Origin of the sequence: Planococcus sp. 1R117A, from assembly GCF_051417975.1 — a bacterium.
GTDB lineage: Bacteria > Bacillota > Bacilli > Bacillales_A > Planococcaceae > Planococcus > Planococcus shenhongbingii.
In genome coordinates, this window is the sequence record NZ_JBPRLO010000002.1 from 254,748 (window position 1) to 268,761 (window position 14,014).

Consider the following 14,014-nt stretch of genomic DNA (forward strand, 5'->3'; position numbering starts at 1 on the left):
TTTTGTGTTGTATCTTAATCTAAGCAAAAGAAAAGTTGAATAAAAGTAAAAAAAACCCATAATTTTTTATTGCAAACAATCTAAGTTCCACTTAAACGTGTTAAAGTATTTTAAAAGACAGAACAAGGAGAAAGATATACGGCCTTTCGTCCTTAGTGAGGAGTGATAGATTGGACAACATAGAAAACAATATTCGAAATTCTATCATTAGCGGAGATAATCCGGATTTCTTACTGGAGATGTTTTCTAGTTTAGTGGAAGAAGCCGCCGTCTGTATGTATGTTTTAAGAGACGGAGTTTACAGTTATATCAACAAACGGTTCAGCGACTTTTCCGGATATACCAAAGAAGAAATTCTGAATAACCCTCAGGCATTGGCAATGCTGATCCATCCGGAAGATTTGGCTATTGTCATGGAGATTATCCATAATCGACTGGAAAATAAAGATGCAAAATCCCGCTACCGCGTCCGGATCGTGAAAAAAGACGGGTCGTTGGCTTATACCGAAATCCATTCCACCAAATCGATGATCAATAACGTTGCCGTTATGGCGGGAACCGTTATTGATGTCACGGAAGAAGTAATGGTGAACCAGCTGCTGAAAGAGAACAATGAACGCTTCCATTCTCTTTTTTATACGAATCCGGATGCTATTTTTACCTTTGATCTTTTCGGGAAATTCGTTGATGTCAATCCAAGCTGTGAAACTTTGACCGGTTACACTGCTGAAGAATTATTGGAAATGTCCTTTACACCGTTACTGCTGCCCGAACATTTGCCGAAAACGATGGATTATTTTGAACAAGCATTACAGGGCTTTACTAATAGCTATGAAATTTCAATTTACCATAAAGACAGAACACCGTTGCATTTGGAAGTCACGAACTTTCCCAAGAAGCAAGATGGTAAAATTGTCGGGGCTTACGGCATTGCCAAAAACATCACAGAAAAGCTGCTCTATAAAAAACAAATGGAAGACTTGGCGTTTTATGACTCTTTGACGAAACTGCCGAATCGGAGGCTGTTTGAAGACCGCCTTCAACAAGTAGTGGAAATGGCGAAAATCAGTGACTGTAAGCCTGCAGTCCTTTTCTTGGACCTGGACCGCTTTAAGTTCATCAATGATTCTTTAGGCCATTCCCTAGGTGATGAATTCTTGATATTAGTCGCTCAGCGCTTAGTGGAAAATCTTCGTAAAGGCGATACAGTGGCCCGAATTGCAGGCGATGAATTTGCGGTCCTTTTGCCGACAACGGAACCGCAGGAAGCGGTGGGAATTGCAAAGCGGCTGATTGCCTCGATAAGAGAACCATTTAACGTGTCTGGCCATTCGGTGACCATTTCCGGCAGTATCGGCATTGCGTTTATAGACAATCAACATGAAACGGCTTTCGATTTGATCAAAAAAGCGGATACTGCGATGTACTACACGAAGAAACAAGGCTCCAATAATTTCACCATTTATTCGAAAGAACTTGATTTTAAAACAATTTTTAAAGTGGCTGTTGAAAAAGATTTAAAATCTGCCATTGAAAACAACGAATTTGAGCTGTTTTATCAGCCGATTGTCAATTTGAAAACGGAGCAGCTGAATGGCATGGAAGCTTTGCTGCGCTGGACCCATCCCACTCTGGGAGTGATTCCGCCCGATAACTTCATCCCGATATCCGAGGAAAGCGGACAAATAATTTCGATTGGCAAGTGGGTGCTCGAAACGGCTTGCCAGCAAAATAAGGAATGGCAAAACGCAGGCCATCCTCCGTTTAAAGTCTGCGTCAATATTTCTACGATCCAGTTGAAGCGACCGGATTTTGTGGACGCAGTCAAAGCCATCCTCCATAAAACAGAACTTGCCCCGCAATGGCTGGAACTGGAAGTTACTGAAAGCATCTTGATGGAAAATACAGAAGTCGTGAAAGACAGTTTGCGGCAATTAAAAAAACTCGGCATCTCCATGTCAATTGATGATTTCGGCACAGGCTATACATCGTTAAGCTACCTTCGCCAGTTCGCCTTTGACCGGGTAAAGATTGACCGCAGTTTTATCGAAGACATTGAAAGCGATTTGAACGGCAAAGCCATCACTTCCTCCATCATCGCTTTAGCGCACAAATTGAATATCGGCGTGATAGCGGAAGGCATTGAAAACGAGGTGCAGCTCGGGTATCTACGGGATGAATTATGCGACGAAGGCCAAGGCTATTATTTCAGCCGCCCCATGCCGGCAGAAAAACACATTTTTCCTTATGGGAGCATGAATTATTAAATGCGCTGAATTTGCGATTTAAGGAATAATTTTAAGTGAAAAAGGGAACTCTATTAATACCACTTAACAAATTCTTCCGTTATTAGGAAGATTCTTATCTGTTGCCGGAAAGTAGCCAAATTGCCTTCTTCATTGATTGCGGTCTGGCTGTTTTTTTACGTTGATGCTGCTTTTGCCGTTCAGACTTTGGGAGAAGGAGGATAGCAGGATGGAGCCCGAAAAAGAAAAGTTGAATATGCGGACAGTCGCCACGTGGTTTGGAAGATGGTTTTTGAATAATAAACTGGTTGCAATCTTATTGGTCGTGTTATTGGTTTTTTTGAATCTTTATCTATTGTCCCGCATTACATTTCTGTTCTGGCCAATTCAAGGTTTTTTTAAAGTGATGGGACTGCCGATCGTCATGTCCGGCGTTCTTTATTATTTGCTTAATCCACTGATTGATTGGATGGAAAAGAAAAACATCCCCCGGGTGAGCAGCATCATTATGGTATTTGGCTTGTTGCTCGGACTGATCATTTGGGGAGTGACCATCCTCATCCCAATCCTGCGGGAACAATTTGAAAGCCTGCTCGCCAATTTGCCGGCTTATATTGACAGTTTAGTGATCCAAATCGATTCTTTGCTCCGAAGTGATGTCTTGTCCCAGCTGCAAAGCCGATTGACGGGAGATGCGGATGGCCTTACAACCTCCATCACCGATCAAACGGATGAAGTGGTCGATACGACAGTCACAGGCATCGGCAGTGTCGTGGGTGTCGTTACAAATACGGTTCTAGCGCTGATTACAACACCGATCATTTTGTTTTATCTGTTAAAAGACGGCCATAATCTGCCTTATCATATCATGAACTTAGTGCCTTCTCGCATGCGTGAAAAAACCTATGTCTTGTTGAAAGAAATGAATTTGCAAATCAGCCAGTATATACGCGGCCAGCTGCTCGTCGCTTTTTTTGTCGGACTGATGTTCTTTATCGGTTTTACGATTATCGGCCTTGAATATGGACTGATTCTTGCCATCATGGCGGGGGCGTTAAACCTTATTCCTTTTCTGGGTTCCTTTATTGCATTTATTCCTATTGTCATCGTGGCCCTCGTGGCCCATCCGCCGCTTATGCTGGCAAAAGTGCTGGTTGTGTTTTTCATTGAACAAACACTTGAAGGCCGGATCATCCAGCCCCTGATTCTCGGAAGCAATTTGAATATCCATCCGGTGACCATCATTGCTGTTTTGCTGACAGCGGGCCAATTATTCGGCATTGCCGGCGTCGTGCTGGGAATACCGGTATTCGCCGTCTGCAAAGTCGTGTTTGTCCATTTGTTTATTTGGTACCGGACCTATACCGGTCTTTATGATGACAATTTCAATCCGGCGCCAAAGCCGCTGGTATCAGAGAAGAAAAAACGGAAGCAGCTGTCTGTCCGAAAAAAACTGCAGTAATATTAAGCATCACAATAGATTTTTCCGAAATACTTGAAATGGTTAAGGCAAGGAGGTGGTAGCGAGTTAAAGCCATCAAATTTGCAAATAAAAAATGAAATCATCTGCATGATTTCATTTGGGTGATTAATCGTTTTGGTTGTTCGCAGGTTTTCCTTTGCGCCACGAATAGAAAGCTAAAGCAAAAAAGAAAAAGGCGGTATTGAAGAAAAAGACAATATCGTCGAACATGCCTTCAAACAATAGAATGTTGATCAGCGTCAGGACATGCATGAAGCCAAGGGTAATAATTAAGACCGTCGAAGTTTTCATAAACGTTCCTCCATCAGTTATTGAATCTTTAGTGTACCTTAAATGGACTGAGAAGAAAAAAGATTGAAAGGAGAACTTTATATGTCAGTCGTAACCAATCAGCAGTTTTTTGAAAAAGTGAACCGGGCTTTTATCGAAGGGGATATCAATTTTCTGGCAGACCATGTGGCGGAAGATGTCGTGTGGATGATGTATGGCAATAAGTCAGTCGGCCGAGAGGAATTCATCAATTGCGTCAAGGAAATGGGCATGGGCAACGACACTACGGTTGTTTTAACCATCGAAAATTTGATTGCCAGCGGAAATGCCGTCGCATTGAAAGGGAAAATGCATACCAATACGGAAGCGGGAGATGAAAAAATTTATACTTACTGCGACATCTATGAACTGGAAAATGAAGGATCCGGTAAGATCAAGGAACTGACTTCATTTATTCTGGATGTGAAAGGATGATTGTGCCGGCTTCAGGCTTGTCGCAACGGCATCAAACAAAAAAATCCCTTTGAGCTAACTCTGCGGGTTATCCGATAAAAAATCCTGTAAGCCGGTCTCTCTTGACGGGACCTTTCAATTTCTGCTTTGCCGCTCGGTGTTGATGCACTGGGTGGTTTTTTTTATGTATCCGTACCGCAGATCATGTGTAGCCAGTAAGAAAAAGGGAATGAAAGGATTATGCAGCACTTGAAAACGAAAGGCGGAATGGTACATGGCACAATCATTAAAAGAGAAAATCGCATTTATTACAGGAGCGGGGAAAGGCATTGGCCGGGCAACTGCTTTGGCATTGGCTAAAGAAGGCGTTAATGTCGGACTGATCGCCCGCACTGAAAGTGATCTGCAGAAAGTAGCGGAAGAAGTGCAAGCTATGGGGGTAAAAGCGGCGTTTGCCACAGCTGATGTATCTTCGATGGAACAAGTGGAAAACGCAGTCGCATCTTTAACCGAGTCGCTAGGGACTGCAGATATTCTCATCAATAATGCTGGAATCGGCAGTTTCGGCCCATTCCTCGACATCGACCCTGCCGAATGGAAAAAGACCATTGACGTCAATTTGCTTGGCATGTATTACGTGACGCGCGCCGTATTGCCTCAGTTGATTGACAAAAAACGCGGCGACATCATCAATATCTCTTCCATGTCCGGGTTGAAAGGGACAGCGGGGTCGAGTGCCTACAGCGCTTCGAAATTCGGCGTCCTCGGCATGACCGAAGCTTTGTCCCAGGAAGTGCGCAAACACAATATCCGGGTATCTGCTTTGACGCCGAGCCGGGTCATCACCAATTTCGGCAGCGGACAAGAACCGGAGAACAGCAAAGAGAAATTTATGCAGCCAGAAGATATTGCAGAATACATGGTTGCCCAGTTAAAATTGCATCCGCGTATATTTATCCCGACATCCAGCCAGTGGGCAACGAATCCATTCTAAAAACTGACCAAGTACCGGTGACCACTAGTTTCCGGTACTTTTTTTCGTGTGGGAATATGATACGATATGGGTATTGAAAGACAGCAGCCGAATCAGTGAGGAGAGGAAAAGATGGTCAAATGGAAAGAACAACGGGTCATTCCGGCAAATATTGAAACGGTCTGGAACCTGTTCTCGGATAAAAATATCAAACGGCTCATGCCGAAAATAGAAGATCATATTTTACTGGAGAACAATGACGACGAAGCCGGTGCCAAACATGCCCAGAGTTACTACGAAGGCAAACAATTGCAGAATTATATCGTTGAAACGATTGCCTACGAAGATTTACCGGAACGAAAATACCGGCATACAAGCTTTACCATGAGCCAGCTTTTCAAAGTGGACTATCATTATACACTCGAAAAAGCATCTGAAACAGAAACGCTTTTCATTTATGAAGGAACCCAAAAAGGACTGACTTTGGCCGCTAAAGCGATGATGCTTTCCGGAAGCAAAGCGAAGCGCAATGAAACGGTTCAGGCATTTATGGACCGGGTCGAATCCGAAGCAACCAAATGATAGACCTGATAGATGAGTCCGGCATCTGCTGAAAAGCGGCTGCCGGATTTTTCATTGCGTTATTGACCGGGTGGTGCACCACTTGGCTAAAAATAAATGTTGAATGAAACGGAAATGAACCTATCGGTAGCCATATTTTTCAATACCTGTAAGTCGAAATGGAAACGAATTGTTAACTCGCCATCAGCCTAGTAAAAAACACCACTTAAGTATATCTTTATACTCTCAAAAAACAATGATTTTAAATTTTCTTTGAATCTAATTGATGTTTTTGTTAAAAAGTATAGAATATTCTGAAATTTTATGTTGCTCTAAAGCGTCTGCTAAGAATATAATGAAGGTGTCAAAATACATATAGTCTTCTACAAAGTTCCATGGGAAAGTCAGGGAGAACTGGAGGTCCCCCTGGAACACCGTATTACTTATAAGCAGGAAAGGTTGTCTGCGGAAAAGAGGATTCACAAAACACACTAGGAGTTTCGTAAATCAATGAAGTTATTTTGAGCCGATTTCCAGTCAATTAGATTGCATCGCCTTATTCATCTTAGATTTCGGAAGACTATGAGACCGCCTGTACAGCCTGCCATTCGAGGGGACACAACGGAAAATACCAAACATTTTGCGCTCTTTGAATCCTTTAACACGCTTTGGGAAGAGAATTGGGTGGCTGTCTGGGAGGGCAAGAGAAAATTTTCAGAATTCGATTCGATGGAACAAATTGCGTTGGACTACGCTCAGTTACGCTTTAGAGCGGAAAAACGCTGCCATCAGCAAACTATACGGTTACATGGAGGCAGAAGGATTTACAGATTTTGGTATGACTTGGACTATGATGCGTACAGTGCAGTTGCAGATACAGGTGAATAGAGAATCCTTTGCCAGTCAAATGAGAAAAAGGACAAATTTCAACCAACGAACGGAGTGAGTCACCATGACTTCTTCATCAACGAACAAAGTATTCAGACGGATCGCTACTATTGCACTTACGACCTTGGTGGCAGGGAGTGGATGGAGTGCACAGATGCCCCTTGCGTCAACCAGCCTGCCACATGAAAACGAATCTAATGCGCAAAATATGAATCTCCATGATAATGAGGGAATGCCAACACGCAGTTCTGCCCCGATGGTCACCATGCCAGGGAATGACGACCATGCATCTGCCGATTGGGAGAAGGTCACCGATTACGATTATTTCACTGCGTATATCGAACCTGAATTAGTGGGGCTCTTGGACCGACTGAATGGATTGGATGAAAGAAGGGATGAACTCTGGGGGACGACCAACGGCGAGGACGTAACAGAGGATGTACTGGGTCTGGTCACTGACTACAAGCAAATTCGTACCGAACTGCTGTCCATGACGTTCACGGGATCAATCGAACGCCGCAAGCTTCTTTACGCAGCGGGGGATGACCTGTATCAAGCCCTTACGCTTCGGTCGGACGCCCTTTTCGTGTTGCATGAGGGGCTGATGGAAGGAGATGGCACCACCACGCATGACGAGGTGTACCGAAGAGTCGAGAAATTCAACAAGTTGATGGCGGCATCCGACACCCATATCGGCGGACTCAACGACAGCCTGATCGCCCTATATGACAGTTTCCCTGAATTTGATGATGCGAGCCAGAACCCACCAGAACCCAATGTACCGAAACAACTGACGGAAAGGGAGCATTTCCTGATCTACTTCATCAACGACCTCACCTATGCCGTCAACGAATACGAGATGACCCAAATCTTCTACATCGTGCCGATCATCACGGGATTCGGATCAGAACGTACGGCCGACCCGATTGCCCTGTTACGGATGGGTCAGGGCTACCGATTAGCCCTTGACCAGATTGCGGCGGATTGGGATTTCACACTGCTTGGTGAGAATGCGGCTCATCTCATCGGATTCCAAGAGAACTTCCGCGAGGCATTGAAGTGGCAGGGCGAAGCATCCGCTATCCTTGAAAGGGCACTTCTTAAAAGAGGGGACGGTCCATCCGATGAAGCCTTTGCCGCCAGCTTGGAAGAAGCCAGTGTTTTCTTGCAAAAGGCGTCTGATTCCAACGGTGTCGCCATGGACCATTTTTTCACTTACCTGGAGGCGGAGGGGCTGACGGAGGAAGATTGGGCAGCATGGTATTTTTTAGGATTCGGTGATGTCAGTTCCGTTATCGATCGGTATGAATAGAACAGCCGTTATGCTTCGATGAGGCTCAAACGGTTTCACAGGTGTCGAATGAGCCGAAGCTTTAAATGGGAGCAAAATACAGAAAGAAGGAACCCATATAAAACGGTCAGAATTAAGGGTGCACCGCCTTGGGAAGACACTTTTTCTTTAACTGAGCTAATTCGTAAAATACTCGAACTGTCGATCAAAGTTCACTGAAGAAATTCGCAAAAGTGCGCTATTTATTTCGAAAGGCATATCGGCATTCTTCTAATGGAAATTAGATGAAAGCGAGAAGAGTGCAGTCGGGCTTCTGAAATATGAGAAGGCGGGAATATCTTGTTCAATGTTGAAATATATATAGAAGGAGTTTAATAAAAAATCGATCAGGTTGTGTTTAACCTGATCGATTTTTTTATGTTTTATTAATCCATGTTAACAACTTGTGTTTTAGATGATTATCTTTTTAAACAACTTTACTTTGAAAAAGAGCAAAAGTTAAACAATTTTATTCTCAATCGACAATTGGATGTATATAATCAGCGAGTTTTCGAATATCACCGGATTATCAAAAGAAACGCTGCGTTATTATGCAGAAGCGGAGCTGTTGGAACCTTCTTTTATTGTTCCGGTGAATAAATACCGTTATTATGACGATAGCGGTTACTTCTTAGCGGTTTTATTGATCCAGCTGAGAGGCTTCGGGCTAAGCATCCAGGAAATGAAGCGGGTGATGGAAGATAAATCACTTCTTAATCTGGAAACGCTGCTTTTGAAAAAGCGGAAGAACCTGCTGGGACAAATTGAAGACCTGCAAGCGCTTGTCAAGGAAATGGATGAATTTTTAGCAAGTGGAAAGGATGAAGCGGAATGATTACTTGGAGCGAAGAAAAAATAATTGATGCCAATATAGAAAAGATCTGGAACTTGTTTGCCGATGAAAACATCCAGAAAATCATGCCGAAAGTGGAACAGCACCGATTGATTGAAAAACAGCCACATGAAGTGGGGGCGAAGCATGAACAGACTTACCGGGAAGGAAGACGTGCAGAGACTTATGTGGTGGAGACGCTCGCTTATGAAGACACCGATGAAAAGAAATTTAAGCAGACAAGTTTTGTCCTAGGAGGGGCATTTCAAGTCAGCTATACAGTCGCTTTAGAAAAAATCGGCAAGGACCGGACAAGATTCACTTACTCAGGGCAAAACAAAGGCATTAACTTTGTCGGCCGGGCCATGCTGAAGCTTGGCAGTGAAAAAAGCAATATGAGAGTTGTCCATGAGTTCATGGGAAAAGTGGAACAGCAAGCATTGAAAAATTAACACGCCTGGACCTGCCGGATTTCCGGTAGCGTTCAAGCGCTTTATTTTATACATAAAGACCTTGCCGGATTTTGCTTCGCTATAATAGAAAGAAGAAAAATCGTAGAGAGATGTGTGTAAAATGAAAGTATACATAATCGGTTCAGTCGGCAGCGGGAAAGGCAGCGGGAAAACAACGCTGGCAAAAACCATAACTGCAAAACTAAGAATTATGATTGTGTTTCTCGATATTCTGCCAACTGTCCGGACTTGCCGCATCATTAAATGGTTCATCAAGCAGAAATTGCAGTTGGAGACGGCCAATTACCGGCAGACACTACGCATCTTTTAGAAGAGATTCGGCTGGAATCGGTATTTTGAGGCAACCATGAAACCGGAATTTATTCAAAAGCTGCAGTCCTACCCGGAGAAAACGTTTATCCTTAAAAATCAGGAAGACATCACAGCATTATTGGAGGTGACATGATGAACCCTATTCCACACGCACTTGTAATCGGCGGAACCGGCATGCTGTCAGGGGTTTGTACAGCATTGGCAGCCGAAAAATGGCATGTATCCGTCATTGGCCGGTCGGAAAATAAGTTCAGGCCTTTGTTGAAACAGCAGCCGGAAGCGATTTTCCCTATTCAAGCTGATTACGATTCAGAAGAGATCTTCGGGCTGGTCCAAGAAGCCATTGAGGCACGGGGAAACTTCGATTTGATCATCAGCTGGACATCGAATCATAAAGCGTTGGAGTGGATATGCAAGCTGAATGCAAGCAAAGTTCCTTTTCAATTGCTGCACATAAAAGGGAGCAAGAGATATTTCCAGGATCAAGAAATTGGCCTGCCCGAAAACTGCGCTTATCAAAAAATCTTTCTCGGTTATATGCGCGAAGCAGGAGAAACGCGGTGGCTGAGCCATGAAGAAATTTCAAAAGGAATTTTTCGGCAAATCGGTTCAACGGACACGGCAAGCATCATTGGGCAAATTGAACCGTATGAAGCAAGGCCACAGTAAAAAATATCAACTAAATAGCTTTTTCTCTAATATATGTAGAAAACTACATAAGGTAAATTCAGAAAAATCAAAACCATGCAAACAAAGAAAGGTGACAACGATTATGGAACTGGAAAAGAAAATAATATTCATCAAACAAGCGATGCCTGAAATGGAGATTTGCAAAATAGAAGAAAAGAAAACGGGATGGGACAACGAAATTGTGTTCATCAATGACAAAAAAGTTTTCCGGTTTCCTAAAAACAAAGAAGTGGCAAAAAAAGCGGAAATGGAAGCAAGATTGCTTGGTGACTTATTGAAACAGAAAGAGCTGCCTTTGAGCATACCGGATGTCACTCTTTTATACGGAGACGACAAGCAAATAGTTTGTGGATGCTATGACTTAATCGAAGGAGATATGTGCAGCAAGTTCAAAAAAGCAGGAATGATTGAAAACGCCAAATTGCTGGGAGAATTTTTGACACAATTACATAGCCTGGAAATCCCAGATTATATGGAAAAAAAGCATACCACAGCTTATTGGAAAACATTCTATCGCGACGTCCAGAAAGAAATTTTTCCGTGTATCGAACAAGAAGCGCAATACGAAATACAGGACACGTTCGAACGCTTTTTATTCCAACAAGATCCATTAGCAATTTCCTCTACCGTAATCCATGGAGATTTGACCGCCTCCAATATCGTTTTCAAAAGTGCGGAAAACCGGATTACCGGCATCATTGATTTCACGGATGCCCAAATCGGAGATCCGGCATTTGATTTTGCAGGAATTTATTGGGACTTCGGGCCGTCATTCACGCAACAAGTACTGGAAAACTATAGAGGCACAGAAAAGATTGAAGCGATTTTCAAAAGAGTCCAAGCATTTTACGGCTTGCAGCCGGTTTTTCATGAACTGCTGTATGCTATGAGAAATCAGCAAGATATCGACTGCCGAGATGCTTTAAAAAAATTCTTAGAAATGAAATACCTATGAATTTTACCGGTTTGAAACTTTTGGGAATCTTAATCGTATGAATGATTAAAGAGAGAGGGGAAAAGACGATGGTGCATCTGAAAGAAAAAACGACTTACGGAAAGGTCAATCCTTTCACAGCCATTTGGCTGAAAACAAGAGAAACGGTGCGGTATGTAATTGAGGAAAAATCAATGGGCTATGTCATTTTACTGATGCTGTTATCCGGCATTAGCAGCGGTCTGGTAGGGGCCTTCAATACTGAGCTAAATGAGTTGATGCCGGTATGGGGCATCATACTTGGCTCCATCATTGCGGCCCCAATCTTTATTTTGATGATTTTTTCCATTATGGCAGGGATTTATCTGGTCGCTGGCAAGATATTCAAAGGCGTCGGTACTTATCAGGATCTTTTTAAAGCTACTGGAGCAGCGACGATTCCGCAAATTTGGTTAATCCCTGTTTATCTGATTTGGATGCTGGCGGCACCGGAAACGTATTTTGCCCAGCCAGACGGAATGCAAGGTGATGGCGGGGGGCTTATCCTGACGATTTTCGGCTCCGTCCTCATAACGGTTGTAACGATCTGGAGTATCTTTATCAACAGCAAAGCCATTGGGGAAGCACATCGCATCTCCAGCTGGAAAGGCTTTTTTACCATTATGATTCCGTCACTCATTATCGGTGTCATTATTGCTGTCATTGCGATAGTGCTGGCAATTCTATTTTTCAGCTTTGCCGCTTAAGAAGGCTTCGGTCTTCTTTTTTTATTTGGTGAAATACAGAAGAGAATAGTAATAAATGTATAAAACTACATAAGGAAGCAATAAAAAAACCAAAAACGCAATAAGAAAAACGACGAAAACAAAAAATGAAAGGTAATAAAACAAAAAAGACTGGGAGGACAAATGAAGTTGCAGGAAGAAGACATACAAGAAGGCAGGAAAATAATTTAAGAAAAGACAATCATAAATCATGCTAGCTTAAAATGAAAGAAGGCGTTCAGATGATCGACATTTATCAAAAAGAAAATGTGATGTGCGTTGAAGGCACCCTCGAAAACTTCGGCCGAAAAGTATTTGTTTACCTCGTCGATGGCATGCTGGTCGATACAGGGCCGGAAAATCTCGGACAAGAACTGATCCCTTTTTATAATCAGCACGAACTGGATCAAGTGGTGCTCACGCACAATCATGAAGACCATACCGGCATGGCAGCTTGGATTCAGGAAAATCTGAAAGCCCCAATTTATGGGCATCCGATCGGCATAGAAGTGTGCGAGAAACCAGGCGATTATCCGCCGTACCGGCAGCAAACCTGGGGCGGCCGAAAAGCCTTCATTCCGCTGCCGCTCCAGGAAACCATTCAATCCCGCAATGGTGAATGGAAAGTGATACATACCCCGGGCCATGCAGAAGACCATGTGTCGTTTCTGAACGAAGAAACCGGGCAGCTGTTCACAGGCGACTTATTCGTTTCACCGAAAACAAAAGTCATTATGGACAGTGAATCGATTCCACTCATCATGAACTCGATTCGGCAATTGCTGCAATCCGATTTTAAATCGATGTTTTGCGCTCACTCCGGTTATTTTGAAAACGGCAAGGACATGCTCGCGAAAAAACTGGCCAATCTTGAAAAGCTCAGTTCAAAAGTGCAGGCTTTGAATGACAGTGGTTTATCGATAAGGGAAATCAATGAAACGGTATTTCCCACAAGCTTTCCTATCATCGGGTTTTCTAAAGGTGAATGGGATTCTAAGCACATTGTGACTTCCATACTGAACGGATAATGACAGGAAGTGGAACATGGGACCGTGAGTGAACACTCCACTGAAGCAGTGATGTGAGAATTCCGGGAACCGCTGGACGCCGAAGTCGAAATTGACCGGTATATGGCTTGCCTGGAAACCGTCTATACGATCAAAGGTGTGATTTCGTGTTGTAACCGGCAGGCTCCTTAGACTTGATGGTTCAGCATCACCTAACCAATACACTTATTGGAGGTACAAGAATTGGAAAAAGTATATGAAACGCCGCGAATGCATTTAAGAACATTGTCTCAAGACGATTTAAGCGCTGCAGTGCGCTTCTGGGGCAATTCGGAAGTTATGGGAGAGTCAGGGGGAACAACTTCTCTGGAAGCCCTCCCGCGCGTCCTGGAAGGCTATAAACGCTGTTACCTGAAAAGCGGGCTCTCCGTGTACGGCATTATTGAGAAAGCATCCGGAAACTTGATCGGTGCTGCCGGCTTTAATATCAGTGATTCCCTAAACACTGCGGAATTGCTGTGCCATCTTGAAAAAGACAGCTGGGGCAAAGGATATGCCACTGAAGCTGTCCAAGCCTGCATCGAATTGGCAAAAAGACATTCCGACGTTGAAACGATTTATGCTTCCGCCGCTCCCGGCAATGAACGCTCGTTAAAACTGCTGCAGAAAGTGGGATTTCAGTTTATTGACAAGAGATGGTTTGATGATACCCAGCAAGAAGAGCCATATTTCGAACTGACGGTGAAATGAAGTTGGCCGAGGCAGCATCATGATTGAATTAACTATTCTTGCTTGAAA

Annotated in this window: 15 protein-coding genes; 14 read left to right on the forward strand and 1 reads right to left on the reverse strand. The window is 43.5% G+C overall.

The window, feature by feature from the left end:
- Nucleotides 1-170: 170 nt before the first annotated feature.
- The gene (locus ACSFXN_RS06665; RefSeq protein WP_437149397.1) at nt 171-2,267 is read left to right on the forward strand and encodes a sensor domain-containing protein; all 2,097 of its coding nucleotides are present in this window, start codon (nt 171-173) and stop codon (nt 2,265-2,267) included.
- A 208-nt stretch (nt 2,268-2,475) separates the two neighbouring features.
- Nucleotides 2,476-3,708, forward strand: coding sequence for an AI-2E family transporter (locus ACSFXN_RS06670; RefSeq protein ID WP_300989079.1), 1,233 nt, complete (start codon nt 2,476-2,478; stop codon nt 3,706-3,708).
- 126 nt (nt 3,709-3,834) lie between these two features.
- Here the strand turns inward: ACSFXN_RS06670 and ACSFXN_RS06675 are convergent, their stop codons facing one another.
- On the reverse strand, nt 3,835-4,020 hold the full coding sequence (locus ACSFXN_RS06675; protein WP_437149398.1) for a hypothetical protein: 186 nt from the start codon (nt 4,018-4,020) through the stop codon (nt 3,835-3,837).
- A gap of 81 nt (nt 4,021-4,101) precedes the next feature.
- On the opposite strand from ACSFXN_RS06675, the gene ACSFXN_RS06680 reads away from it, so the two are divergent.
- The 12 genes from ACSFXN_RS06680 (at nt 4,102) to ACSFXN_RS06735 (ending at nt 13,966) form a co-directional block, all read left to right on the forward strand.
- Nucleotides 4,102-4,473: a nuclear transport factor 2 family protein gene (locus ACSFXN_RS06680; protein ID WP_300989075.1), complete on the forward strand. Its 372-nt coding sequence runs from the start codon at nt 4,102-4,104 to the stop codon at nt 4,471-4,473.
- A 253-nt stretch (nt 4,474-4,726) separates the two neighbouring features.
- Entirely contained in the window at nt 4,727-5,446 is a 720-nt protein-coding gene (locus ACSFXN_RS06685) for a 3-ketoacyl-ACP reductase (RefSeq protein ID WP_437149399.1), read from the forward strand.
- A 111-nt stretch (nt 5,447-5,557) separates the two neighbouring features.
- Nucleotides 5,558-6,007: an SRPBCC family protein gene (locus ACSFXN_RS06690; protein ID WP_437149400.1), complete on the forward strand. Its 450-nt coding sequence runs from the start codon at nt 5,558-5,560 to the stop codon at nt 6,005-6,007.
- 931 nt (nt 6,008-6,938) lie between these two features.
- On the forward strand, nt 6,939-8,186 hold the full coding sequence (locus ACSFXN_RS06695) for a hypothetical protein (RefSeq protein WP_437149401.1): 1,248 nt from the start codon (nt 6,939-6,941) through the stop codon (nt 8,184-8,186).
- 508 nt (nt 8,187-8,694) lie between these two features.
- The gene (locus ACSFXN_RS06700; protein ID WP_437149402.1) at nt 8,695-9,039 is read left to right on the forward strand and encodes a MerR family transcriptional regulator; all 345 of its coding nucleotides are present in this window, start codon (nt 8,695-8,697) and stop codon (nt 9,037-9,039) included.
- Nucleotides 9,036-9,488, forward strand: coding sequence for an SRPBCC family protein (locus ACSFXN_RS06705; RefSeq protein WP_301857297.1), 453 nt, complete (start codon nt 9,036-9,038; stop codon nt 9,486-9,488). Before ACSFXN_RS06700 ends, ACSFXN_RS06705 begins: the two co-directional genes overlap by 4 nt.
- A 121-nt stretch (nt 9,489-9,609) precedes the next feature.
- The gene (locus tag ACSFXN_RS06710; RefSeq protein ID WP_437149403.1) at nt 9,610-9,819 is read left to right on the forward strand and encodes a hypothetical protein; all 210 of its coding nucleotides are present in this window, start codon (nt 9,610-9,612) and stop codon (nt 9,817-9,819) included.
- 134 nt (nt 9,820-9,953) lie between these two features.
- On the forward strand, nt 9,954-10,490 hold the full coding sequence (locus ACSFXN_RS06715; RefSeq protein ID WP_437149404.1) for a short-chain dehydrogenase: 537 nt from the start codon (nt 9,954-9,956) through the stop codon (nt 10,488-10,490).
- Nucleotides 10,491-10,593: 103 nt separating this feature from the next.
- Nucleotides 10,594-11,466, forward strand: coding sequence for a phosphotransferase family protein (locus tag ACSFXN_RS06720; RefSeq protein WP_437149405.1), 873 nt, complete (start codon nt 10,594-10,596; stop codon nt 11,464-11,466).
- A 68-nt stretch (nt 11,467-11,534) separates the two neighbouring features.
- Complete coding sequence (locus tag ACSFXN_RS06725) at nt 11,535-12,191, forward strand: YIP1 family protein (RefSeq protein WP_437149406.1); 657 nt, start codon at nt 11,535-11,537, stop codon at nt 12,189-12,191.
- A 260-nt stretch (nt 12,192-12,451) separates the two neighbouring features.
- A complete protein-coding gene (locus ACSFXN_RS06730; RefSeq protein ID WP_437149407.1) occupies nt 12,452-13,237 on the forward strand; it encodes an MBL fold metallo-hydrolase in 786 nt (261 codons plus the stop codon).
- A gap of 222 nt (nt 13,238-13,459) precedes the next feature.
- On the forward strand, nt 13,460-13,966 hold the full coding sequence (locus tag ACSFXN_RS06735) for a GNAT family N-acetyltransferase (RefSeq protein ID WP_437149408.1): 507 nt from the start codon (nt 13,460-13,462) through the stop codon (nt 13,964-13,966).
- The last annotated feature ends 48 nt before the right edge of the window (nt 13,967-14,014 follow it).

Excerpts from the sequence above, each read along its gene's own strand:
- ACSFXN_RS06720 (WP_437149405.1), top strand. The coding sequence starts at position 10,594 with ATGGAACTGGAAAAGAAAATAATATTCATCAAACAAGCGATGCCTGAA.
- ACSFXN_RS06715 (WP_437149404.1), top strand. The coding sequence starts at position 9,954 with ATGAACCCTATTCCACACGCACTTGTAATCGGCGGAACCGGCATGCTG.
- ACSFXN_RS06700 (WP_437149402.1), top strand. The coding sequence starts at position 8,695 with ATGTATATAATCAGCGAGTTTTCGAATATCACCGGATTATCAAAAGAA.
- ACSFXN_RS06670 (WP_300989079.1), top strand. The coding sequence starts at position 2,476 with ATGGAGCCCGAAAAAGAAAAGTTGAATATGCGGACAGTCGCCACGTGG.
- ACSFXN_RS06705 (WP_301857297.1), top strand. The coding sequence starts at position 9,036 with ATGATTACTTGGAGCGAAGAAAAAATAATTGATGCCAATATAGAAAAG.
- ACSFXN_RS06675 (WP_437149398.1), bottom strand. The coding sequence starts at position 4,020 with ATGAAAACTTCGACGGTCTTAATTATTACCCTTGGCTTCATGCATGTC.
- ACSFXN_RS06680 (WP_300989075.1), top strand. The coding sequence starts at position 4,102 with ATGTCAGTCGTAACCAATCAGCAGTTTTTTGAAAAAGTGAACCGGGCT.
- ACSFXN_RS06690 (WP_437149400.1), top strand. The coding sequence starts at position 5,558 with ATGGTCAAATGGAAAGAACAACGGGTCATTCCGGCAAATATTGAAACG.
- ACSFXN_RS06725 (WP_437149406.1), top strand. The coding sequence starts at position 11,535 with ATGGTGCATCTGAAAGAAAAAACGACTTACGGAAAGGTCAATCCTTTC.
- ACSFXN_RS06730 (WP_437149407.1), top strand. The coding sequence starts at position 12,452 with ATGATCGACATTTATCAAAAAGAAAATGTGATGTGCGTTGAAGGCACC.
- ACSFXN_RS06695 (WP_437149401.1), top strand. The coding sequence starts at position 6,939 with ATGACTTCTTCATCAACGAACAAAGTATTCAGACGGATCGCTACTATT.
- ACSFXN_RS06685 (WP_437149399.1), top strand. The coding sequence starts at position 4,727 with ATGGCACAATCATTAAAAGAGAAAATCGCATTTATTACAGGAGCGGGG.
- ACSFXN_RS06710 (WP_437149403.1), top strand. The coding sequence starts at position 9,610 with ATGAAAGTATACATAATCGGTTCAGTCGGCAGCGGGAAAGGCAGCGGG.